This window comes from Streptomyces sp. NPDC088730, from assembly GCF_044751215.1.
GTDB lineage: Bacteria > Actinomycetota > Actinomycetes > Streptomycetales > Streptomycetaceae > Streptomyces.
The window spans coordinates 198,656-221,481 of sequence record NZ_JBIVLK010000002.1 but is presented as its reverse complement, the minus strand read 5'-3'; the positions used below and the strand labels follow the sequence as shown (position 1 = coordinate 221,481).

21 protein-coding genes are annotated in these 22,826 nt (G+C 71.9%); 9 read left to right on the top strand and 12 right to left on the bottom strand.

Annotated features, from left to right (window positions below):
- Positions 1–21 precede the first annotated feature (21 nt).
- Positions 22–969, bottom strand: a complete 948-nt coding sequence (locus tag ACIP89_RS07710; RefSeq protein WP_401929572.1) for an RNA polymerase sigma-70 factor — start codon at positions 967–969, stop codon at positions 22–24.
- Between the two features lie 54 nt (positions 970–1,023).
- Here ACIP89_RS07710 and ACIP89_RS07705 point away from each other — a divergent pair, with 54 nt between their 5' ends.
- The 6 genes from ACIP89_RS07705 to ACIP89_RS07680 all read left to right on the top strand — a co-directional run bounded on the left by ACIP89_RS07705 (position 1,024) and on the right by ACIP89_RS07680 (position 9,126).
- The gene (locus ACIP89_RS07705) at positions 1,024–1,926 is read left to right on the top strand and encodes a DUF2797 domain-containing protein (protein ID WP_401929574.1); all 903 of its coding nucleotides are present in this window, start codon (positions 1,024–1,026) and stop codon (positions 1,924–1,926) included.
- 55 nt (positions 1,927–1,981) lie between these two features.
- A complete protein-coding gene (locus ACIP89_RS07700; RefSeq protein ID WP_401929575.1) occupies positions 1,982–2,857 on the top strand; it encodes an amidohydrolase family protein in 876 nt (291 codons plus the stop codon).
- A gap of 108 nt (positions 2,858–2,965) precedes the next feature.
- Positions 2,966–3,706 carry a response regulator transcription factor gene (locus ACIP89_RS07695; RefSeq protein WP_402113693.1) on the top strand — a complete coding sequence of 247 codons (741 nt, stop codon included), beginning with the start codon at positions 2,966–2,968 and terminating at the stop codon, positions 3,704–3,706.
- On the top strand, positions 3,699–5,387 hold the full coding sequence (locus ACIP89_RS07690) for an ATP-binding protein (RefSeq protein WP_402113691.1): 1,689 nt from the start codon (positions 3,699–3,701) through the stop codon (positions 5,385–5,387). The genes ACIP89_RS07695 and ACIP89_RS07690 overlap by 8 nt, the downstream gene beginning before the upstream one ends.
- Positions 5,388–5,413: 26 nt before the next feature.
- The gene (locus tag ACIP89_RS07685; RefSeq protein ID WP_402113688.1) at positions 5,414–6,898 is read left to right on the top strand and encodes a glycosyltransferase; all 1,485 of its coding nucleotides are present in this window, start codon (positions 5,414–5,416) and stop codon (positions 6,896–6,898) included.
- Entirely contained in the window at positions 6,895–9,126 is a 2,232-nt protein-coding gene (locus tag ACIP89_RS07680; RefSeq protein ID WP_402113687.1) for an ArnT family glycosyltransferase, read from the top strand. Before ACIP89_RS07685 ends, ACIP89_RS07680 begins: the two co-directional genes overlap by 4 nt.
- Before the next feature lie 3 nt (positions 9,127–9,129).
- On the opposite strand, the gene ACIP89_RS07675 is transcribed toward ACIP89_RS07680, so the two are convergent.
- Positions 9,130–9,993 carry an endonuclease/exonuclease/phosphatase family protein gene (locus ACIP89_RS07675; RefSeq protein ID WP_402113685.1) on the bottom strand — a complete coding sequence of 288 codons (864 nt, stop codon included), beginning with the start codon at positions 9,991–9,993 and terminating at the stop codon, positions 9,130–9,132.
- A gap of 226 nt (positions 9,994–10,219) precedes the next feature.
- On the opposite strand from ACIP89_RS07675, the gene ACIP89_RS07670 reads away from it, so the two are divergent.
- Together ACIP89_RS07670 and ACIP89_RS07665 are read left to right on the top strand one after the other, a co-directional pair.
- Complete coding sequence (locus tag ACIP89_RS07670) at positions 10,220–11,743, top strand: MFS transporter (protein WP_401929584.1); 1,524 nt, start codon at positions 10,220–10,222, stop codon at positions 11,741–11,743.
- Between the two features lie 137 nt (positions 11,744–11,880).
- A complete protein-coding gene (locus tag ACIP89_RS07665) occupies positions 11,881–12,684 on the top strand; it encodes a TetR/AcrR family transcriptional regulator (protein WP_401925898.1) in 804 nt (267 codons plus the stop codon).
- Here ACIP89_RS07665 and ACIP89_RS07660 read toward each other — a convergent pair.
- The 5 genes from ACIP89_RS07660 to ACIP89_RS07640 form a co-directional block, all read right to left on the bottom strand.
- Positions 12,678–13,613, bottom strand: coding sequence for an NAD(P)-dependent oxidoreductase (locus ACIP89_RS07660; RefSeq protein WP_402113684.1), 936 nt, complete (start codon positions 13,611–13,613; stop codon positions 12,678–12,680). The two genes, ACIP89_RS07665 and ACIP89_RS07660, sit on opposite strands and share 7 nt — an antisense overlap.
- Before the next feature lie 75 nt (positions 13,614–13,688).
- A complete protein-coding gene (locus tag ACIP89_RS07655) occupies positions 13,689–14,159 on the bottom strand; it encodes a PPOX class F420-dependent oxidoreductase (protein WP_401925893.1) in 471 nt (156 codons plus the stop codon).
- A 10-nt stretch (positions 14,160–14,169) separates the two neighbouring features.
- Positions 14,170–14,988: a YceI family protein gene (locus ACIP89_RS07650; RefSeq protein WP_401925891.1), complete on the bottom strand. Its 819-nt coding sequence runs from the start codon at positions 14,986–14,988 to the stop codon at positions 14,170–14,172.
- Between the two features lie 187 nt (positions 14,989–15,175).
- On the bottom strand, positions 15,176–17,692 hold the full coding sequence (locus ACIP89_RS07645; protein ID WP_401925888.1) for an MFS transporter: 2,517 nt from the start codon (positions 17,690–17,692) through the stop codon (positions 15,176–15,178).
- 23 nt (positions 17,693–17,715) lie between these two features.
- A complete protein-coding gene (locus tag ACIP89_RS07640) occupies positions 17,716–18,237 on the bottom strand; it encodes a MarR family winged helix-turn-helix transcriptional regulator (protein WP_401925886.1) in 522 nt (173 codons plus the stop codon).
- A 562-nt stretch (positions 18,238–18,799) separates the two neighbouring features.
- Here ACIP89_RS07640 and ACIP89_RS07635 point away from each other — a divergent pair.
- Positions 18,800–19,012: a hypothetical protein gene (locus ACIP89_RS07635; RefSeq protein ID WP_073736404.1), complete on the top strand. Its 213-nt coding sequence runs from the start codon at positions 18,800–18,802 to the stop codon at positions 19,010–19,012.
- 56 nt (positions 19,013–19,068) lie between these two features.
- Here ACIP89_RS07635 and ACIP89_RS07630 read toward each other — a convergent pair whose 3' ends face one another.
- The 5 genes from ACIP89_RS07630 to ACIP89_RS07610 all read right to left on the bottom strand — a co-directional run bounded on the left by ACIP89_RS07630 (position 19,069) and on the right by ACIP89_RS07610 (position 22,721).
- A complete protein-coding gene (locus ACIP89_RS07630) occupies positions 19,069–19,965 on the bottom strand; it encodes a hypothetical protein (protein ID WP_402113683.1) in 897 nt (298 codons plus the stop codon).
- A 57-nt stretch (positions 19,966–20,022) separates the two neighbouring features.
- A complete protein-coding gene (locus ACIP89_RS07625) occupies positions 20,023–20,889 on the bottom strand; it encodes an RNA polymerase sigma factor SigF (protein ID WP_402113681.1) in 867 nt (288 codons plus the stop codon).
- Positions 20,890–21,123: 234 nt separating this feature from the next.
- On the bottom strand, positions 21,124–21,975 hold the full coding sequence (locus ACIP89_RS07620; protein ID WP_402114547.1) for an RNA polymerase sigma factor SigF: 852 nt from the start codon (positions 21,973–21,975) through the stop codon (positions 21,124–21,126).
- A 278-nt stretch (positions 21,976–22,253) separates the two neighbouring features.
- Positions 22,254–22,547, bottom strand: a complete 294-nt coding sequence (locus ACIP89_RS07615) for a Dabb family protein (RefSeq protein WP_401925880.1) — start codon at positions 22,545–22,547, stop codon at positions 22,254–22,256.
- Positions 22,548–22,556: 9 nt separating this feature from the next.
- Positions 22,557–22,721: a hypothetical protein gene (locus ACIP89_RS07610; protein ID WP_199884435.1), complete on the bottom strand. Its 165-nt coding sequence runs from the start codon at positions 22,719–22,721 to the stop codon at positions 22,557–22,559.
- Positions 22,722–22,826: the final 105 nt, after the last annotated feature.

Genomic DNA, 22,826 nt, shown 5'->3' with positions numbered 1-22,826 from the left:
ACGTGGGTCACGTGGGTTTGGTCAGAAGGCGGCGAACAGGGGGTCCCCGTGGTCGCCGGTGGCCGCCCAGTGCCGGGTCGCGCGTTCGAGTTTGTCGGGGTTGACCTGGTTGAGGATCGCGGTGATGCCCTCTGTGGTGATCTCCAGGCACATGATCCCGACGATCCGGCCCTCGAAGACCGCCACGATGGCGGGGGCGCCGTTGGCGGTCGTGACGTGGACGCCGGGCGAGCCGCCGACCAGGGCGCGCTTGGCCTTGCCGGGTTTGAACAGTCCCCGCATGAACGTGGCGACCGCGACGGCACCCTCGAACGCCTTGGCGCGGGCCGGGACCTTTCCGCCGCCGTCGCCGACGGAGACGGCGTCCTGGGTGAGCAGCCGTACGAGCGGTTCGGTCCGGCCGCTGGTGGCGGCGGCGAGGAACTCCCCGACGATCCGCCGGGCGGTCGCCTCGTCGACCTCGGTGCGGGTCCTGCCGTCCGCGACGTGCTTCCTGGCGCGGTGCAGGATCTGCTGGCAGGAGGCCTCGGTGATGTCCAGGATCTCCGCGATCTCGCGGTGCCGGTAGCCGAAGGCCTCCCGGAGCACGTACACGGCCCGCTCGTTGGGGGAGAGGCGCTCCATGAGGACGAGCACCGCGTACGAGACCGATTCGCGCTGTTCCGCGGTGGCGGCGGGACCGAGCATCGGGTCCCCGGCGAGCAGCGGTTCGGGCAGCCACTGGCCCACGTAGGTCTCGCGCCGGGCGCGGGCCGAGGTGAGCTGGTTGAGGCACAGGTTGGTGAGGACCTTCGTCAGCCAGGCCTCGGGGACCTCGATGCGGCCGACGTCGGCGGCCTGCCAGCGCAGGAACGTGTCCTGTACGGCGTCCTCCGCCTCGCTCGCGGAACCGAGCAGGCGGTAGGCGATGGCCTCCAGCCGGGGCATGGAGGCCTCGAACCGTGCCACGTCGTTCGCGCTCAGGGGCATGGCCCGAATCCTAGTCCGGCGCCGTTGTCGGTGTCCGGTCGTAGGGTTCCCCGCATGGAATGGCAGTGCACCGGGCTCCGGTGGCCCGAGGAACGGGGCGGTCCCGTGCTCGGGTGGCGGAAGGGGCGCGAGGTCCGGGGGAGCGCGCTGGCGTACGGGAGCGCGTTCGGGTTCCGCGCCGAGGGGGTGCGGGGCTGCGCAGGGGCGCGGGGGAACGTCTGTCCGGTGGGGGCCGAGGTGCCCGCGCGGAGCACCGGGGGCCGGTGTCCCGAGTGCGGGCGGCTGGACCGGGCGCATTCGGTGGCGGCCGACACGATCCCCGATGACCCGCGCACCTACCGCGTGTACCTGGCCTGGTTCGGGCCCGGGATGGTGAAGGTGGGGATCACCGCGGAGGAGCGCGGCGCGGCCCGGCTGCGGGAGCAGGGGGCGGTGGTCTTCAGCTGGCTGGGGCGCGGTCCGCTGATGGCGGCGCGCCGGGCCGAGGAGCTGCTGCGGGCCGCGCTCGGGGTGCCGGACCGGATTCCGTACGCCCGGAAGCGGGCGGTGCGGGCGCGGCTCCCGGGGGCGCGGGAGCGGGCCGGTGAGGTGGCCGAGCTGTACGGGCGGGCCGTGGCGCTCGACGGGGGCGGCTGGCCGGAGGCGCTGGAGCGGCTGCCGTTCGAGGCCGTCGACCATGCGGGGATCTTCGGGATCGGGACCGGGACCGGAACGGGGACGGGGGCAGAGGGCGTGGTGCGGGTGGTGACCGGGCTGGTGGACGGAGGCGCGGTCGCGGGGCGGCTGGTCGCGGCGGCCGGGCCGGATCTGCGGCTGGACACCGGTGCGGACGGTTTCGTCGTGGTGGACACCCGGCTGATGACCGGCTGGGCGCTGGCGGCGGCCGGCCCGGAGGCCGGGGTGAGTGTGCCGACCGCCGGCATCGGGGGCGGTGTCTCGCAGGACGGGCTGTTCTGAGATCGTCGGGGCGACCGGTGGAGGAGCGGATGGGGGGAAGCGGATGGAGGAGCGTATGGGTGACGAACGTGACGACGTCGTCCGGTTCTGGGAACGGCTCGGGCTGCCCGGACTCATCGACGTCCACACGCACTTCATGCCGGAGAACGTGCTGCGCAAGGTCTGGGCCTACTTCGACTCCGCCGGTCCGCTGACCGGGATGGAGTGGCCGATCACCTACCGGCAGGACGAGGACGAACGGCTCGCGCTGCTGCGTTCGTTCGGCGTACTCCGGTTCACCTCGATGCTCTACCCGCACAAGGCGGGGATGGCGGCCTGGCTGAACGGCTGGGCCGCCGGGTTCGCGGACCGGGTGCCCGACTGTCTGCACACCGCCACGTTCTTCCCGGAGGAGGGCGTGGAGGCGTACGTGACGCAGGCCCTCGAAGGGGGTGCGCGGGTCTTCAAGTCGCACCTCCAGGTCGGGGCGTACGACCCGAACGATCCGCTGCTGGACCCCGTGTGGGGGCTGCTCGCGGAGGCGGGCGTCCCGGTCGTCACGCACTGCGGATCCGGGCCCGCCCCGGGGAAGCACACCGGGCCGGAGCCGATCGGCCGGCTGCTCGCCAGACATCCCCGGCTGCCGCTGATCGTGGCGCACATGGGGATGCCGGAGTACGCGGAGTTCCTGGCGCTCGCGGAGGCGTACCCGCAGGTGCGGCTCGACACGACGATGGCGTTCACCGACTTCACCGAGGGCTTCACCCCGTTCCCGGCGGCGGAACGGGGACGGCTCGCGGCGCTCGGGGACCGGATCCTGCTGGGGACGGACTTCCCGAACATCCCGTACCCGTACGCCCACCAGCTGCACGCCCTGGAGCGGCTGGAGCTCGGGGACGACTGGCTGCGGGCGGTCTGCCACGACAACGCGAAGGCCCTGTTCGACCGCTGAGGCGGTGCGGCCACGCGTTCGCGTCGCTTCACGCGGTCGCGCGTCTTTCTCAGGAAATTCACAGAATCGGAAAAGAACTCTCTCAGGGGCGTCTCACAGGGTGGGGCCATGACGACGACGACCTCGCCCCAGGGGCGTACCGAACTGCTCAGGCCGGACCACAGCCCCGTCCGGGTCCTGGTCGTGGACGACGAGGCACCGCTGGCCGAGCTGCTCTCGATGGCGTTGCGCTACGAGGGCTGGGAGGTGCGCAGCGCCGGGGACGGTGCCGGTGCCATGCGTACCGCGCGTGACTTCCGGCCCGACGCGGTGGTCCTTGATGTGATGCTGCCCGACACGGACGGGCTCTCCGTCCTCGGCAGGCTGCGCCGGGAGCTCTCGGACGTACCGGTGCTGTTCCTGACCGCGCGGGACTCCGTCGAGGACCGGATCGCCGGGCTCACGGCGGGCGGCGACGACTACGTCACGAAGCCGTTCAGCCTGGAGGAGGTCGTGGCCCGGCTGCGCGGGCTGATCCGGCGCTCCGGCACGGCGGCGGTGCGCAGCGAGTCGACGCTCGCCGTCGGGGACCTGCTGCTGGACGAGGACAGCCACGACGTGAGCCGGGGCGGGACCAACATCCACCTCACGGCGACCGAGTTCGAGCTGCTGCGCTTCCTGATGCGCAATCCGCGCCGGGTGCTGAGCAAGGCGCAGATCCTGGACCGGGTCTGGAACTACGACTTCGGCGGCCAGGCCAATGTCGTCGAGCTGTACATCTCGTACCTGCGCAAGAAGATCGACGCGGGCCGGACGCCGATGATCCACACCCGGCGCGGGGCGGGGTATCTCATCAAGCCCGGTGAGTAGCCGGACGGGACGGCCGCGGAAGGGGCCGTGGACGCTGCGGACCCGGCTCGTCGTCTCCGCGGTGTCGCTGATCGCGGTCGTCGCGGCCGTCATCGGCTCGGTCACCGCCATCGCCTTCCACAGCTACATGTACGGGAAGCTCGACGACCAGCTGCGCGACATCGCGGTCCGCGCCGAGCACCTGCCCGGGGCGCCCGTCCCCGGAGGGCTGAAGAACAAGCAGCCGCTCGGCTTCATAGGAGGCGGCGGCCAGCCGTTCAAGACCTTCGGCGCCGTCCTCACGGACGGTGCCGTCACCTCCTCCCTGGTCGTGAAGGCGGGGCGGCCGACGGCGCAGCCGAGCAACGAGCCGCTGACCGGCGCCCAGAGGCACGTCCTGGAGTCGGCCGGGATCCGCGCGGACCGGCACGCGCACGATGTCGAACTGCCCGGACTCGGCGGCTACCGGGCGGAGGCCGTCGCCATGAGCGACGGCACGACCGTGCTCGTCGGCATCCCCACCGCCGAGGTGAGCAAGGCGCTCAGCACCCTGATCCTCGTCGAGGTCTGCGTGACCGCGGCCGGGCTCATCGCCGCCGGGATCGCGGGCGCCGCCATGGTCACGGTCGCCCTGCGCCCGCTGCGCCGGGTGGCCGCCACCGCGACCCGGGTCTCCGAGATACCGCTGCACAGCGGCGAGGTCGCCCTGTTCGAGCGGGTTCCGGACGCCGAGGCCGATCCGCGTACCGAGGTCGGCCAGGTCGGTGCGGCCCTCAACCGGATGCTGGGCCATGTCGGTTCGGCCCTGGACGCGCGGCAGAAGAGCGAGATGCGGGTCCGCCAGTTCGTCGCGGACGCCAGCCACGAGCTGCGCACCCCGCTCGCCTCGATCCGCGGGTACGCCGAACTGACCCGGCGCGGCCGGGAGGACACCGGACCCGACACCCGGCACGCGCTGGGCCGGATCGAGTCGGAGGCGGAACGCATGACGGGCATGGTGGAGGATCTGCTGCTGCTCGCCCGGCTGGACGCCGGACGGCCGCTCTCGTACGAGAGCACTGATCTGTCACCGCTCGTCGTAGACGCGGTGAGCGATGCCAGGGTCGCGGGGCCCTCCAGCCACCCCGGCTCCCCCGGCTCTCCGGGCTCCCCCGGCTCCCAGGACGGGCCGGGGCACACCCACCACTGGCGACTCGATCTGCCGGAGGCGCCGGCCGCCGTCCGGGCCGATCCGACCAGGATCCAGCAGGTGCTGGTCAACCTGCTGGCCAACGCCCGTACGCACACCCCGCCCGGGACCACGGTCACCGCCCGGGTGCGTGCGGGGGCCGGGCACCCGTGGGTCACGCTGGAGGTCCAGGACGACGGGCCGGGCATTCCACCTGAGTTGCTGCCGCACGTCTTCGAACGGTTCGCACGCGGGGACGCCTCGCGCTCCCGGCACGCCGGGTCGACGGGGCTCGGTCTCGCCATCGTGCGGGCCGTGGTCGCCGCGCACGGCGGTGTCGTCGAGGTGCGTTCGGTGCCGGGCGAAACGGTGTTCGCCGTCCATCTGCCGGCGGACCCGGCGGGCCAGTCGCACGCGGACGGGAACCCGTCGCACGCGGACGGGAACCCGTCGCACGCGGACGGGAACCCGTCGCACGCGGACGGGAACCAGCCGCACTCACAGCGGGACCACAGGCTCAGCACACAGGCGTGACAGGGCGGTTGGCGAGTGTCGGTGTCATGCGAACCGACACTCCCTGGAGCGCCCTGCCGGCCCGGGACCACCTCCTGGCCGGTGAGGCCGATGCGGCAGGTGCTCCCGTCCTCGATGTGGTGGTACCCGTCTACAACGAGGAGAAGGACCTCGAACCGTGTGTGCTGCGGCTGCACGACCATCTCGCGCGCACCTTCCCGTACGCCTTCCGGATCACCGTCGCGGACAACGCGAGCACCGACCGGACGCCCGAGGTGGCGCGGCGGCTCGCGCAGGCGCTTCCCGGGGTGCGGTCGTACCGGCTGGAGGAGAAGGGCCGGGGGCGGGCCCTGCGGACCGTCTGGTCGCACTCCGACGCGCCGGTCCTCGCCTACATGGACGTGGACCTCTCCACCGACCTGAACGCGCTGCTCCCGCTGGTCGCCCCGCTCATCTCCGGCCACTCGGACCTGGCCATCGGCTCGCGTCTCGCCCGCAGTTCGCGGGTGGTGCGGGGGACCAAGCGGGAGTTCATCTCGCGGGCGTACAACATCATCCTGCGTTCGTCGCTCGCCGCCCGGTTCAGCGACGCGCAGTGCGGCTTCAAGGCGATCCGCCGCGAGGTCGCGCAGCGGCTGCTGCCGATGGTCGAGGACACCGGCTGGTTCTTCGACACCGAACTGCTGGTGCTCGCGGAGCGGGCCGGGCTGCGCATCCACGAGGTGCCGGTCGACTGGGTGGACGACCCCGATTCGACCGTCCACATCGTGCGGACCGCGACCGAGGACCTGAAGGGCGTCTGGCGCGTCGGGCGGGCGCTGGCCGTCGGCGCGCTCCCGCTGGACCGGCTGGCCCGGCCCTTCGGTGACGATCCGCGCGACCGGGGGATCGGCGGGGTGCCGCGCGGACTGGCCCGGCAACTGGTCGGGTTCTGTGTGGTGGGCGCCCTGTCGACGCTCTGCTATCTGGCCCTGTACTCGCTCTTCCGGCTGGGCGTCGGCCCGCAGCTGGCCAACGGAGGCGCGCTGCTGGTCTCCGCCGTCGCCAATACGTCGGCCAACCGGAGGCTCACCTTCGGCGTACGCGGCCGGGGCGGGGCGGTACGCCATCAGGCGCAGGGGCTCGTGGTCTTCGCCATCGGTCTCGCCCTGACCAGCGGCTCGCTGGCCGCCCTGGGCGCGGCTTCCGGATCGCCGTCCCACGGCACTGAACTCGCCGTGCTGATCGCGGCCAACCTCGCAGCGACCGTCCTGCGCTTCCTGCTCTTCCGCGCCTGGGTCTTCCCGGACCGGGACCGGGACCGGAACGGCGACCGCGACCGGGACGGCGACCGCGGCGGTGACCGCGACCGCGACCGGGACGGCGACCTCGGCGGTGACCGCGACCGCGACCGGGGCGGTGACCGCCACCCCGGCGGTGACCCGGGCGGCCCGGTGCACGCCCCGCCGCCCCGCCCGTCCGCCGAGCCGGCCGGCACCATCCACGCCGAGCCGGCCGACGACACCCACCACGAACTGAGGAACGCCCGATGACCACGCTCGACCACCTCCCGGCACCGCCCCAGAGCGCGGCGGGCCATCCACGCCCCGGCCTCTCGCTGCTGCGCCGCGCCTGGCGGGGCAGGCCGGAGGACCCCGGCTGGGCGCGGCCGGCCTTCCTCTGCGTGCTGCTGGCCATCACGGCGGCCTACCTGTGGAACCTCAGCGCCTCCGGCTACGCCAACTCCTTCTACTCCGCCGCCGCGCAGGCCGGCAGCCGGAGCTGGAAGGCCTTCTTCTTCGGCTCGCTGGACTCGGCCAACGCCATCACCGTCGACAAGCCCCCGGCGACCCTGTGGCCGATGGCCCTGTCGGTACGGGTGTTCGGCCTCAGCTCCTGGGCGATCCTGCTGCCGCAGGTGCTGATGGGCGTCGCGACGGCCGGGGTGCTGTACGCCTCCGTACGGCGCCGCTTCAGTGCCGCCGCAGGGCTGATCACCATGGCGGTGTTCGCGCTGACGCCCGTCGCCGCGCTGATGTTCCGCTTCAACAACCCGGACGCGCTGCTCGCGCTGCTGATGACCGCGACCGTCTACTGCGTGCTGCGCGCGATGGAGGACGGCCGCACCAAGTGGCTGGTGTGGGCGGGTGTCGCGGTCGGTCTGGCGTTCCTGTCCAAGACGCTCCAGGCGTTCCTGATCCTGCCGCCGCTGGCGGTGCTGTACGCGGTGTCCGCACCGGTCTCCGTACGCCGGAGGTTCGGCCAGCTGGGGCTCTCGGCCCTGGCGACGCTGGTCGCGGGCGGCTGGTGGGTGGCGATCGTCGAGCTGTGGCCCGCCTCCTCGCGCCCGTACATCGGCGGCTCGCAGAACAACTCGTTCCTTGAGCTGACCTTCGGCTACAACGGGCTCGGCCGGATCAACGGCGACGAGACCGGCAGCGTCGGCGGCGGGGGCGGTCCCGGTGGCGGCGCGGGCGGCCAGTGGGGCGAGACCGGGATCGGCCGGATGTTCAACTCCGAGATCGGCAGCCAGATCTCCTGGCTGCTGCCCGCCGCGCTGATCCTGCTGGTCGCGGGAGTGTGGCTGACCTGGCGGGCAGGGGAGCACCTCCCGGGCACCACGCGCTGGGGGAGGACCAACACGGCCCGTGCGGCCTTCCTCGCCTGGGGCAGCTCGCTGCTGATGACGGCGGGCGTGTTCAGCTTCATGGCCGGGATCTTCCACCAGTACTACACGGTGGCCCTGGTCCCCTACATCGCGGCGCTGATCGGCATGGGCGTCTCGGTCCTGTGGGAGGAGCGGTCCCGCTGGTGGGCGGGGGCCGCGCTCGCGCTGACGGTGGCGGTGACGGCGTGGTGGGCGTACGTGCTGCTGGGGCGGACCCCGGACTACCTGCCGTGGCTGCGTACGGCGGTCCTGGCCGCCGGGCTGCTGGGCGCGGTGGGCCTGCTGCTCGTGGCCCGGCTGGGGCGTCAACTGACGCTCCTCGCCGTGGGGCTCGGGTTCGCCGCCGCGCTGGCCGGGCCGGTCGCGTACACCCTGAACACCCTGAACACCGGGCACCAGGGCTCGATCGTGACGGCCGGTCCGTCCGCCGGCGGGATGGGCGGATTCGGCGGCGGCCGGGGCGGACCGGGCGGCGGCCCCGGCGGCGGCCCCGGCGGCGGCATGCGGCCCCCGACCGGCAACCAGCAGGGCATGGGCGCGGGAATGCCGCCCACGGGCGGGCAGCAGGGGCAGACCCAACCCCAGCCCGGCACCTCGCAACAGGGCCGGCAGCAAGGGCAGCAGCAAGGGCAGCAGCAAGGGCAGCAGCAAGGCCGGGGGCCCGGTGGGATGCCCGGTATGCCCGGCGCGGGGGAACGCTTCGGCGGAGGCCGTGGCGGTGGCGGCGGCATGGGCGGGCTGCTCAACGGCGCGTCCGTCGACGCGGCGGCCAAGAAGCTGCTGGCGGCGAACGCCGACGACTACACCTGGAGCGCCGCGGCCATCGGATCGCAGAACGCCGCCAGCTACCAGCTCGCCACCGGCGACCCGGTGATGGCGATCGGCGGCTTCAACGGCAGCGACCCGTCCCCGACGCTCTCCCAGTTCGAGAAGTACGTCGAGGACGGCCGCATCCACTACTTCATCTCCAGTGGGGAGGGGGGCGGCATGGGCGGCAACAGCGGCACCTCGTCGAAGATCTCCACCTGGGTGGAGGCCAACTTCGAGAAGGTCACGGCGGGCAGCGCCACGTTCTACGACCTGACCCGGCCGAAGGCGCAGAGCAGCGGCTGAGGCTCAGCGCCGCAGCAGCAGGTCGGCGACGACGGGGCGGTGGTCAGAGGCGAGGGTCTCGGCCACCGCCGCGTCGCGTACCCGGACGGTGTCCTTGGACACCGCCACGTAGTCGATCCGCTGCACCGGGTCCTGGGCCGGGAAGGTGGGGGCGCCCGGCTCGGCGTCCGTCAGCTCCTCCCACAGCGGGGCCAGCTCCGGAGCGGCCGGGGCCGCGTTGAAGTCGCCGAGCAGGATCTGCCGCACCGGACCCCGCTCCTCCTCCCGGTCCTCGGCCATGATCCGGCGGGTGTCGGCCACCTGGGCGATCCGTACGGACGGGTCGCCGCGGTAGTCGAGGTGCGTCGCGTAGACGTGCACGGGCAGCCCCTTCACCCGCAGCACCACCTCACCGAAGCCGGGACCGGGGGCCGGTACGGGGTTCGGGTCCTGGGTGGAGAGCCGGGTGATGGCGTGGTTCTCGGCGCCGACGACGCGGTACCGGGACAGCACCGCGACCCCGAACTCGCGGGGCGGCGCCCCCGGTGTCGCCGGATCGAGGCGGTATATCGGGGCGAACGACACCCGCATGCCGAGCCGCCGGCCCAGCTCGCCCGCCAGGTCCCGCCACTCGCTGCGCGCGTCCCAGTGGACGTCCACCTCCTGGAGCCCGATGACGTCCGCGTGCAGCGAGCGGAGCTCGGCCACCTGCCGGTCGAGATCGAATACGTTGTCCATGCCCGCACCCGCGTGGATGTTGTACGTGGCGACACGCAGGGGCACCGGCCGCTCCCGGCCATGCCCGGCGGCCGTCGCCGGGGGCGCGAGAGCCGCTCCCAACAGGCCCGCGGCAAGCAGGACTTCCACCGTACGGCGACGCAGTGACATACCACTCCAGCCCTTGTCGGATCTCAGCGATCGGCACCGTACCGCGGGAAAGTCGGTTGTAGGCCGCGAAAGGGTAGCTATACGGTGTACAACCGTTTCCCTGTACACCGTATAGGGCTCAGGTGCACGCACCTGACCGCACGCACCTGACCGCACGCACCTGACCGCACGCACCTGACCGCACACACCTGACCGCACGTCCCTGACCGAACGCCCGGGAGTCCGAATGACGGCGTCCGCCGCCGAGCAGAACCACCTCTCGCAGTCGAGTCATCCGCAGCGTTGGCTGATCCTCGGAGTCATCTGCCTCGCCCAGCTCACCGTCGTGCTCGACAACACCGTCCTCAACATCGCGATCCCCTCGCTCACCCGCGAACTGGACGCCTCCACCGCCGATGTGCAGTGGATGATCAACGCCTACTCGCTCGTCCAGTCGGGTCTGCTGCTGACCGCCGGGAGTTCGGCCGACCGCTACGGCCGCAAGAAGATGCTGATCGCCGGGCTGGCCCTCTTCGGCATCGGCTCCCTGGTGGCCGGGCTCGCCCAGACCTCCGCGCAACTGATCGCCGCACGGGCCGGGATGGGCATCGGCGGCGCACTCCTGATGACCACCACGCTGGCCGTCGTCGTCCAGATCTTCGACGACACCGAGCGGGTGAAGGCGATCGGTGTCTGGTCCACCGTCGGTTCGCTCGGATTCGCGGTCGGCCCGCTGATCGGCGGGGTCATGCTCGACCACTTCTGGTGGGGCGCGATCTTCCTGGTCAACATCCCGGTCGCGGTGCTCGGCCTGGTGGCCGTGGCTCGGCTGGTGCCGGAGTCCAGGAGCGGGGCCGGCGACCGCCCCGACCTGCTCGGCGCGCTGCTCTCCACCATCGGTATGGCCGCGGTCGTCTACGCGATCATCTCCGGCCCCGGGCACGGCTGGACCTCCGGCCAGGTGCTGCTGACCGCGTTCACCGGGGTCGCCGTCCTCACCGGATTCGTGCTGTGGGAGCTGCACATCCCGTATCCGATGCTGGACATGCACTTCTTCCGGAACCAGCGGTTCGTCGGCGCGGTCGCGGGCGCGATCCTGGTCGCGTTCGGGATGGGCGGCTCGCTGTTCCTGCTCACCCAGCAGCTCCAGTTCGTCCTCGGCTACGGCCCGCTGGAGGCCGGTCTGCGGACGGCCCCACTGGCGGTGAGCGTCATCGTGCTCAACCTCGCCGGGCTGGGCGCCCGGCTGCTGCCCAGGCTCGGCACGCCCGTCACCATCGCCTCCGGGATGGCGCTGCTCGCCGCCGGGCTGGCCTCGATCGCGCTGCTCGGCGGAAGCGGTTACGGGGGCATGCTGCTCGGGCTGGTCGTGATGGGCGCGGGCATCTCGCTCGCCGCGCCCGCCATGGCCAACGCGATCATGAGCGCGATCCCCCCGGAGAAGGCGGGCGTCGGCGCCGGGGTCAACGGCACCCTCGCCGAATGCGGCAACGGCCTCGGGGTCGCGGTGCTCGGCGCGGTGCTGAACTCCCGGTTCTCCGCGCTCGTCCCGACGGCCGTGGGCGCCGCCTCGCTGCCCGCCGCGCTGGCCGCCGCGAGCGGCGCGGGGGAGCGGCAGCGCATCACGGACGCCTTCGCCTCGGGCCTTGAGGCGAGCCAGCTGACCGGCGCGGTGGCGGTGCTGGTGGGCGGACTGCTGGCCGCGGTGCTGCTGCGCCGTGCGGAGCGGGGAGAATCGGCGCAGGCTGATACCGCCGCGGCGGCGGCATAGCATCAGGCGGGACGTACCGGACCGTACTGCTCCGTTTTTTGGGCGCGGAGCAGGCAGCCACGGGGTAGGTGAGTCCGGAGTACGTGAGCCGGGATCACATATCCGGTCCGTCCCGCCGGTGAGACGAGGAGTGCGCCATGGTGTCCGCGGCCGACCGCGCGAAGGACCCTGCCCGGACGAGTGTGTGGCTGAACCACCGGCCACCGTCGCGCGCCCGGAAATCGGACCAGCCCGCAGGGCTCGACCGGGACCGGATCACCGCCGCCACGGTCCGGCTGCTGGACGCCGAGGGGCTCGCGAAGTTCTCCATGCGCCGGCTCGCCGCCGAGCTGAACGTCACCGCGATGTCCCTCTACTGGTACGTCGACACCAAGGACGACCTGCTGGAACTGGCCCTCGACTCGGTCTACAGCGAGATCGCCCCCCCGCGGCAGGAGGGGCCCTGGGAGGCCCGGCTGCGCGCGCTGGCGAGCGCGTACCGGGAGCTGCTCGTCCGGCACGTCTGGGTCTCCCCGCTGGTGGGCAAGTTCCTCAACACGGGCCCGCACGCGATGCTCATGGCGTACGCGATCCAGGACGTGATCCGGGCGACCGGCCTTCCGCAGGGACGGCAGACCGGTGCGCTGTCCGCGGTCTTCCAGTTCGTGTACGGATTCAGCACCGTCGAGGGCCAGTTCGCCCAGCGCAGCGCGGAGGCGGGGCTCACCCAGGACGAGTACTTCCAGCAGGCGATGTCGGCCATCCAGGAGCAGCCGCAGCTGGGGCCGCTCGTGGCGGAGTCGCAGGACCTCATCGAGGCCCGCGGAGCCGACACCGTGCACGAGATGCACGAGCGTGACTTCGCTTTCGCGCTCGACCTGCTGATCGCGGGGATCGAGGCGATGCGTGAGCGGGAGCGGTCCCCGGGCGCCGAGGAGGGCCGGGCCCGCCCCCCTCAGTAGCCGCGTGCCGGGTCCACGGCGAGCGCCGGAAGGCGTCCCGCGGCGAGGTCGCGCAGGCAGGACGTGAAGTCCGTGACCACGTCCTCCTCGGCCGTGATGCCCGCCGAGTGCGAGGTGACGACCGTACGGGGCAGCCGCCAGCAGGGGTCGTCCGGTGCGGCGGGCTCGTCCGCGAGCACGTCGAGCACCGCCCGTCCCACCGTCCCCGCGCGCAGCGCTGTCTCCAGCGCCGCCAGGTCCACGGTCGCGCCCCGCCCCACGTTGATGAACGAGGCGCCGCCCATCGCCGCGAACCGGTCCGCCCCGAAGCAGCCCTCCGTCGCCCGGGTCAGCGGAAGCGCGGCGACCACCCAGCGGGCGTCCACCGGCTCGTCCGGTCCGGCGATCGCGTCGAAGCCGGGCGGGAGCTCGCGCGGGGTGCGCGCCACGCCCACCGTCCGGATGCCGCAGGCCCGCAGCAGCCCGGCGACGGCCGAGCCGATCCGGCCGGTTCCGTGGATCAACGCGGTCTGCCCGGCGACGAGTTCGGAGGGGATACGGCGCCATTCGGCCCGCTCGTGCTGGGCGGCGAACTCCGGTACGGACTGGCACTCGGCCAGCACCCAGGCCAGCACGTACTGCGCGATCCGCTCGCCCATCCGGCCCACCGTCCGGGTGAGCAGCGCCCCCGGTGGCCACGGCCCGGCGTCCAGCAGGGCGTCGGTGCCGGCGTTCACGCTGTGGAACCAGAGCAGCCCGTCCCCGCGCAGGGCCTCGGGCAGTGCGGCCCCCACGTACACGCAGGGGCCGCCGCCGGTGCTCGCGCCGCGCTCCACGGGACGCCCGGCGGCCCGCGCCAGGGCGTCCGCCGCGGTGTCGGCCACCTCGGGCCCGGCCAGCAGCCGGGCGCGGGCCAGCTCCTCCGGCCGGGGCGGCGACGGGACGGTCACGGGATCAGGCCCTCCGGGCGGGGCGGCGGGACGGGCACGGGGCCGGGTCTCCGGGGCGGCGTGGTGGTCACGGGGTCAGGCCTCCTCGGCGGGCCGGGCCGGGAAGCCGCCCGTCGCGACCGGGCCCCAGCGCTCGGGGGTGATCCGGATGATGGACTTGCCCTGCTTGACCATCGCCGCCCGGTACTCGTCCCAGTCGGGGTGCTCGCCGGAGATGTTGCGGAAGTACTCGACGAGCGGCTCGACCGAGTCCGGCGAGTCGATCACCTCGGCCGAGCCGTCGATCTGTACCCAGGGCCCGTCCCACTCGTCGGACAGCACGATCACGCTGACCCGCTCGTCCCGCTTGGCGTTGCGGGTCTTGGCCCGTTCGGGATACGTCGAGACGACGATCCGGCCCGAGTCGTCGACGCCGCAGGTGAGCGGGGAGCCCTGGGGACGGCCGTCGGACCGGGTGGTCAGCAGGACCGCCCGGTGCCGGGGCCGTACGAAGGCCAGCAGTTCGTCGAGTTCCACGGCGGTGTTGGTCGCGATGTTGGATGCCATGGAACAGACCCTAGGCGGCCGGGACGGAATCGCCCTGCACGGCCTGGATGTCGAGTTCCACCCGGAGCGTCGTGCCGATCGCGGAGATGCCGGCCTGGACCACCTGGTTGTAGTTCATGGCGAAGTCCTCGCGGCGCAGCTCGGCCGTCGCCCGGAACGCCGCGCGCACGCCGCCCCACGGGTCGGGGCCGGTGCCGAGGTAGCTCAGGTCGAGGTCGATGGGGCGCGCGACCCCGTGCAGCGACAGCTCGCCGTGCACGGTCCACCGGTCGGGACCGGCCGGGGTCAGCCCGCTGGAGCGGTAGGTGATCTCCGGGAACCGGTCCGTGTCGAGGAAGTCCGGGGACCGCAGGTGCTTGTCCCGCATGCCGTTGCCGGTGTCGATGCTGGTCGCGCTGATGACCGCGTCCACCCGGGACCGCTGTACGTCCTCCGCGATCTCGATCCGGCCGCCGAACTCGGTGAACCGGCCGTGCACGCTGGAGATGCCCAGGTGCTGGGCGACCGCGCCCACCGAGGAGTGCGCCGGGTCCAGCGACCAGACGCCCGGCGGCGGCAGCTCCACTCCGCCCTGGCGGGCCAGCACCACCGTGCCGGCCTCGACCCGGCCGCTCGCCGTGACGAGGGCGGTCGAGGCGGCGGGGGCGTACCCGACCGCCGTCACGATGACCGTGTACGCGCCCGCGGACAGCGGTTCCTCGGCCCGCACGGCCCCGTCCTCGTCGGCGGCGGCCCGCAGCACCTGCGTACCGGTCATGTCGGTGACCGTCACGACCGCGTGCTGGACGGCCCAGCCGTCCCGCGTCCGTACCTGTGCGCGAAGTCCCATCCCGTTTTCTCTCCTTGCCCGTTGCACAATGGCCCATCCGCTTGACGGAACGGGTCACTCAATGAGTCGGGCCCCGGGGCGGGGACGGCAGGCCGTCCCCTGCCTGCCCTCCCCGCCTCCGGGGCCCATTTCCACCCGGCCCGGACGGCCTCTCCGCTCGAAGCGCCGTCCTGCCGGGGGTCTTGACCTACTCGCCGGGGTGGGCGAGCTCGATGTCGTGGCCGTCGACCCCGTGACCGGCCACGGTCAGGGCGCCCGCCACCGGCGGGTAGCCGGTCGCGATGACCGAGTACTCGCCCGCGTCCAGGTCGGTGAAGGCGTACGCCCCGTCCTCCCCGGTCGTCGAGTTGGCGATGACGTTGCCCGCCGCGTCGATCAGCGTGACGCGGGCGTCCGGCAGCGGCCGCAGAGCCGAACCGGCCCGCACGACGCCCTGGACCAGCGCGCCGGCCCGCAGCGCGGCGTCGACCCGGGTGACACCCTGGCCGCCGACCTCCACGGGCAGCGCCATCGGGCGGAACCCGGCCGCGTTCACCGCGACGGTCACCGATCCGGGGACCAGCTCACCGAAGGCGAACTCGCCCGCCTCGCCGGACTTGCCGGTGGCCAGCACGTCGCCGCGGACATCGGTCACGATGATCATGGCGCCCTCGACCGGCGCGCCGCCCTCGGCGGACCGCACGGTTCCGGCCAGCCCGCTCGTACCGGCGAGCAGGATGTCGTACGTGAGCGGCTCATCGCCGACGACCACGGTGGACGCCTGCGGCTGGAAGCCGTCGGCGGACGCGATCAGCACGTACGAGCCGGCGCCCGGGGCGTCCAGACCGTAGGAACCGTCGGCCTGCGCGGCCGAGATGCCCAGCTGCCGGCCGCCCAGCGAGATCAGCGTGACGGCGGCGTGCCCGACGGGCGCGCCCTCGGCGCCGCGCACCACACCGCGTACCGCGGTGCCCTGCGCGGTCGCCACCGGAGCGGCCTGGAGGGTGTCGGCCGAGGAGGTGACCCCGGCCGTTCCCCCGGAGACCTCGGAGACGGGTGCGGCGGAACCGGACGGGACGCCGGCGAGGACCGCCGCGTCGGCCGGGGCCGCTGCCTCGGCCGTCGCTGCCTCGGCCGGAGCCGGGGCGTCGTTCGCCGCGTTCGTCCGCAGCGCGACCTCCTTGATGAAGATCGTGATGAGGAAGGCGAGCAGCGCGGCCGGGGCCGCGTAGAGGAAGACGTCACCGACGCCGTGTCCGTAGGCGGCCTCGACGACCGTGCGGAGCGGCGCGGGCAGCGTGTCCAGGTTGGGGATGCCCCCGCCGCCGGTGCCCATGGACGCGCCCTGCGGACCGAGGTCGGTCAGGCCGTCCTTGACGTAGTGGGTGACGCGGTTCGCCAGCACGGCGCCCAGTGCCGAGACACCGATGGCACCACCGAGGGAACGGAAGAACGTCACGACGGAGCTGGCCGAACCGAGGTCCTTGGGATCGACCTGGTTCTGGGTGGCGAGCACCAGGTTCTGCATCATCATGCCGATGCCGAGACCCATCACGAACATGTAGACCGCGATGTGCCAGTACGTGGTGTCGTACCGGATGGTGCCGAGCATCCCGAGACCGGCGGTGAGCAGGAAGCCACCGCTGACCAGCCAGACCTTCCAGCGGCCCGTCTTGGTGATGATCTGGCCTGAGACGGTCGAGGAGAGGAACAGACCCGTGATCATCGGGATCGTCATCACACCGGACATCGTCGGCGACTTGCCGCGCGCCAGCTGGAAGTACTGGCTGAAGAAGACGGTGCCCGCGAACATCCCGATACCGACGAACAGCGAGGCCAGCGAGGCCAGCGTGATGGTGCGGTTGCGGAACAGCCGCAGCGGGATGATCGGCTCGCTGGCCCGGGACTCGGTGAAGACGAAGAGCAGCGCGAGGACCAGGGAGCCGGCCAGCATCACGCCGGTCTGCCAGGACATCCAGTTGTACTTGTCGCCCGCGAAGGTCACCCAGAGCAGCAGCAGCGAGACCGCGGCGCTGATGAAGAAGGCGCCGGTCCAGTCGACCTTGACCTCGCGCTTGACGACCGGGAGCTTCAGGGTCTTCTGGAGCACGATGAGGGCGATGACCGCGAACGGCACGCCGACGTAGAAGCACCAGCGCCAGCCCATCCAGCTGGTGTCGGTGATGACACCGCCGAGCAGCGGGCCGCCGACGGTGGCGACGGCGAAGACCGCGCCGAGGTAGCCGCTGTAGCGACCGCGCTCGCGCGGGGCGATCATCGCGGCCATCACGATCTGGGCGAGGGCGGAGAGACCGCCGACGCCTATGCCCTGCACGACACGGCAGGCGATCAGCATGCCGCTGCTGGTCGACAGACCGGCGACGACCGAGCCGAGTACGTAGATGATCAGGGCTATCTGGACCAGCAGCTTCTTGCTGAACAGGTCGGAGAGCTTGCCCCACAGGGGGGTGGTCGCCGTCATGGCCAGCAGCGAGGCCGTGACGACCCAGGTGTACGAGCTCTGGCTGCCGCCGAGGTCGGAGATGATCTCCGGCAGGGCGTTGGAGACGACGGTGGACGACAGAATCGCGACGAACATGCCGAGCAGCAGCCCGGTGAGTGCTTCCATGATCTGCCGGTGTGTCATCGGCGTGCCGTCGGAGGAGTCGTGCCCTCCGTGCTTGGCGTGGCCGCCCCGCACACCGGTTGGTGTGGTCGTAGCCATTTAAATCCTTGTCTTTGCTTCTGTTACACGGGTGTACGGGTGTACGAGCCGTCGTCGCTGTCGGCCGGCCGGGTGCGGCAGTCGCCGCTGTGCCGTCCGGGGGCGCACCCGCCGGATCCGCGACAGGAGAAACTGTCGCGCAGCCGGGCCAACAACGTGTTGAGCTGTCCGACCTCTTCGTCGGACCAATCCTGGAGGTGGTGGGCGAACATTTCGGTGGTCCGGCGGTTCAGGTCCGAGAGCACGTCCTCGCCCGCGGGGGTCAGCCGCAGGATCCGGGAACGCTTGTCCGCCGGGTCCGGGGACCGTTCGATCCAGCCGCGCTCCGCTACGTGGGCGACATGGCGGCTGGTAACCGACATATCGACGTCGAGCAGTTCGGCCAGCCTGCTGATCCGCATTTCGCCGTGCCGGCTCAGCAGAGCCAGTACGGCCGCGGAGCCCGCCGGGCATTCGGCCGGCAGGATGCGCGCGAGCCCTCGTTTCACGGCGCCGATGGCGCTCAGCTGCCGGGCCAGTTCTTCGTACTGACTCCGCGCGGCCACGGGACCCCCAGACATCATCACACCGGTCATCTTGTTGCTTAGGGCAACCATAGAAGCCGTTGGTTGCTGCAGGCAAACGAAATAGGGCTTGCATAAGTAAAGGAACGCAAAAGGCTCGGTAGGGGTGAAGTCAAAGCCCCAGCGTCTGCCGTGCGTAAGTGGTGGATGTGTCTCCTGCCACACTTGAGGCGCCCGCGAGGCCGTCCGGAGCCCGGCTTCCCGCCGGACGGGCCCGGCCCCGCCCCGAGGCCGCCCCGCCCGCGAGCGGTGCGCGATCGCCCCTCGCGCGTATATACGGGAGGGCGGCCGGGCGGAGGCGGCAGTGATTCCCAACTTGCCTGGGCCACAGCGGTGTTGTGCGTCAGCCGGGAGGCCGGGCCCGGAGCCGGGACCGGTGCGGGGCCCGGCGGGCCCGGCGGATCGCGCACCGACCACCCCTGCCGTCCCCGCCCCTCGCCCGGCGCTCCCCCGGCGCTCGCGCACCGTTCGCCCCGCCGCGCCCTCGCGCCTTCAGCGCCCCGGGGGTTGGGCGCCCGCGCCGAGTTCGCTAGGGTCCTGCGACATGGCACACAACCCCCACGCCCCGCAGGGTCCCGAGGGCACAAGCGACCCGGCAGGCAACACGCAGATGTTCCGCGCCTTCGTCGACGAGGGCGAGCCGCAGCGCCGGCAGCAGCCCGCTGCCGTGTCGTCCGGCCCGAGGACCGGACTGATCGCCGCGGTCGTCGCGGTGATCGTCGTCCTCGGCGCGGTCGCCTGGCTCGCGCTCGGCTGACCGGCCCCGGCCACCCCGTCCCCGTCCGCCGATCTCAGTCCGCCACTTCCGCTCCGTCACTTCCAGACGGCGGTGACGTCCCGGGTCTCGACATGCATGCCCAGGGGCACCCGCCAGTCGTCCACACAGACGGTGTACGTCTTCTTCCGCGCCGCTCCCGCGTCGATCGGCGCGGGCAGCGGCGCTGTCGATTCCCGGGTCGCCCAGTCGATGCCCAGCCCGCCGATGATGTGTGTGGCGAAGGTGACGGTGCCCGAACGCAGCGGTGATCCACCGGTGTTGCGGAACTCCACGGTGACCTTCTCGCACCAGCGCTTGTCCGCCGCCGCCCGGACGGGCGCGCCGACCTTCAGCACGGCCGGCCCCGCGGGGGCGCTGGAGCCGGGCGCGGACGGGGTCGCGGGGGCGGTGGAGCCCCCTGGGCCGCCGGAACCCCCCGAACCGCCGGAACCCCCGGAGCCGTTGGTGCCGCTTGAGGGGGTGCGGGACGCGGGGCCGGTGCCGCCTCCGTCGCTGCTGCCGTCCGCCGTATGGCCCGGCGTACCGGGCCGCGCGCCACCGGCGCCACCTGAGCCACCTGCGCCACCTGAGCCACCTGCGCCACCTGCGCCGCCCGTGCCGCCGTCCTTCGCGCCGCCGCCCGAGCCGCTCCCCGCAGCCGGGGAACCCGGCGCGGCCGAGGCGGGTCTCCCGGCTCCACCGCCGCTGCCGGCCCCCTCACCGCCCCCGCGCCTGTCCCCGTCCAGCGGGACCAGCGTGACCTTCCCCGAGGGCGCCACCGCGCCCGAGGGGGTCTTGCCGGGGTTCGCCTGTGCCGCGCCGACCGCCGTGTAGCCGTCGCCGCCCGTTCCGTCGCCGCAGCCTGCCAGGGTTCCGCCCAGGCACAGCACGGCCGCCGAGGCGGCGATCATGGTGCCCCGGCGGCCGTGCGGGCCGGATGTCTGACGTCGCATGGCGCCAGTGTGGCTGACGGTCCGTCAAATCGGAACCCGTACGCGGCCGCACGCGGATCAGTCGGCGATGAGCCCTTCCCTGAGCTGGGCGAGCGTGCGGGTCAGCAGGCGCGAGACGTGCATCTGCGAGATGCCGACCTCCTCGCCGATCTGCGACTGGGTCATGTTGGCGAAGAACCGCAGCATGATGATCTGCCGTTCCCTGGCCGGGAGTTTGGCCAGCAGCGGCTTGAGGGACTCGCGGTACTCGACGCCTTCGAGCGCCGAGTCCTCGTATCCCAGCCGGTCGGCCAGTGAGCCCTCGCCGCCGTCGTCCTCCGGCGAGGGCGAGTCCAGCGAGGAGGCGGTGTAGGCGTTGCCGACGGCCAGGCCGTCGACGACATCCTCCTCGGAGACCCCGAGCGCCTTGGCCAGCTCCGGCACGGTCGGAGAGCGGTCGAGCTTCTGGGCGAGCTCGTCGCTGGTCTTGGTGAGGGCGAGCCGCAGCTCCTGGAGCCGGCGGGGCACCCGCACGGACCAGGAGGTGTCCCGGAAGAAGCGCTTGATCTCGCCCACGACGGTCGGCATCGCGAACGTCGGGAACTCCACGCCGCGTTCGCAGTCGAACCGGTCGATCGCCTTGATCAGGCCGATCGTGCCGACCTGGACGATGTCCTCCATGGGTTCGTTGCGGCTGCGGAACCGCGCCGCGGCGTAACGCACCAGCGGCAGGTTGAGCTCGATGAGTGTGTCCCGCACATAGGCCCGCTCCGGGCTGTCCGTTCCATCTGGCCCCGGTGCGGGACCCAGTGCGGCGAGCCGCACGAACAGTGAGCGGGACAGCGTGCGGGTGTCGATGGCTTCCGACGAGCTGGTGAGCACAACGGGTGCGGGTGCGCTCTTGGTGAGCGTGAGCACCTTCGAGCTGCCCTGTTCTGCGGACATGCCACCCCCTTGAGGTCGCGGACGGTCGCGGTGACCGCGACCATCGGAGGAACGCAGCCTCCACCTGAATACCGGAAGCGAGGCGGCGGCAAACGCGGTTCCCGCAGAATGTCACATGTCGGCAACGCGCTGTAGTGACTTGTCGACAAGTCTTGGGTGAGTCTGTGCAGTTAACAAGGGGTATGCGGTAGGTGGTCCGGCGGGAATTCTCAAGGAGCGTTCTACCCGTTCCGGTTACGCCTCGATCCTGTTTGCGGATCGCAGCCGGGCGAAACTTCTGGCGAGAAGCCTTGACACATGCATCTGTGAGACGCCCAGTTCCGCGCTGATCTGGGACTGCGTCAGATTGCTGTAGTAGCGCAGCAGCAGGATCCGCTGCTCGCGCTCGGGCAGCTGTACGAGCAGGTGCCGGACGAGGTCGCGGTGTTCGACACCGGCCAGGGCCGGGTCCTCGTAGCCGAGCCGGTCCAGCAGTCCCGGCAGCCCGTCACCCTCCTGGGCCGCTTCCAGTGAGGTCGCGTGGTACGAGCGCCCCGCCTCGATGCAGGCCAGCACCTCGTCCTCGGAGATCTTCAGCCGGGCGGCGATCTCCGCGGTGGTGGGTGAGCGGCCGTGGGCCGTCGTCAGGTCCTCGGTGGCGCCGGTGACCTGGACCCAGAGCTCGTGCAGCCGGCGCGGTACGTGGACGGTCCGCACGTTGTCCCGGAAGTACCGCTTGATCTCTCCGACCACGGTCGGCATCGCGAAGGTCGGGAACTGGACACCCCGTTCGGGGTCGAACCGGTCGATGGCGTTGATCAGGCCGATCGTGCCGACCTGGACGACGTCCTCCATCGGCTCGTTACGGCTCCGGAACCGCGCCGCGGCGTACCGCACGAGGGGGAGGTTGGCCTCGATCAGTGCCGTCCGGACCCGGCCGTGCTCCGCGGTGCCCGGCTCCAGCCCCTTGAGCTGCCCGAAGAGGACCTGGGTGAGCGCCCTGGTGTCCGCGCCCCGGGTCCTGGCGGGGGTGGCGGTGTCGTCGGGCGTCTCGGTCTCGATCGTCGGCGCAGCCTGCTGCGATGTCTGCTGAGGCGCTTGTTGCAGCTGTTGCTGTTGCTGCTGCTGTGGAGGCTGGGCTGTCTGCGGCGGCTGGGCGGTCTGGGGAGGCACTTGAGGCGCTGTACTGGCCGGCACGGTGACGCCACCCCTTTGCGGTCAACTTCGGTCAACTCATCCGTCAAAAGCGGTCATAGCATCACAAGACATGTCCACTATGTGCAAGCACCCTATTGCGCCGTGTTGACCGTGTTGGCTTCGAATCGGTTTAAACACAAAGAAAAGCCCCTCACCGCTGTGGTGAGGGGCTCGCAGGGCCGAAGGGGTCAGAACGGGTAGTCGGCGATCACCCAGCTGGCGAATTCACGCCACTGACCGGCGGCCGCCTGGTGGGCCGGATGCTCGATGTAGCTCTTCAGCGCGGCCTCGTCGGCGACGGCGGAGTTGATGGCGAAGTCGTACGCGATCGGCCGGTCCGTGATGTTCCAGGCGCACTCCCAGAACTCCAGCCCGGGAACCTTGTCCGCCAGTTCCTGGAAGGCCCTGGCCCCCGCGACGACCCGTGGTTCGTCGCGCTCGACGCCATCGTTCAGCTTGAACAGGACCAGATGGCGGATCATGGGGTACTCCTAGTTCACGAGCTCGGACATGAAGTCACCGACGCTCTGCGCGGCACTCGAAACGCCCTCGAAGCCTACTTGGACGAGATCGGCGGCTCGGGCCGGGGACGTGATGATCGTGTAGAGCACGAAGACGACTATCAAGTAGAGAGCGATCTTCTTCGCTTGCACCATCGGCCCCTGACTCCCCTTCGATCCCCTGCGCGGTCGGGCGAGTCTATCCGCACGAATGGCCGTATCAGCCTGGTGTTTCCGATCACTCATCCGGACTTTAGGGAC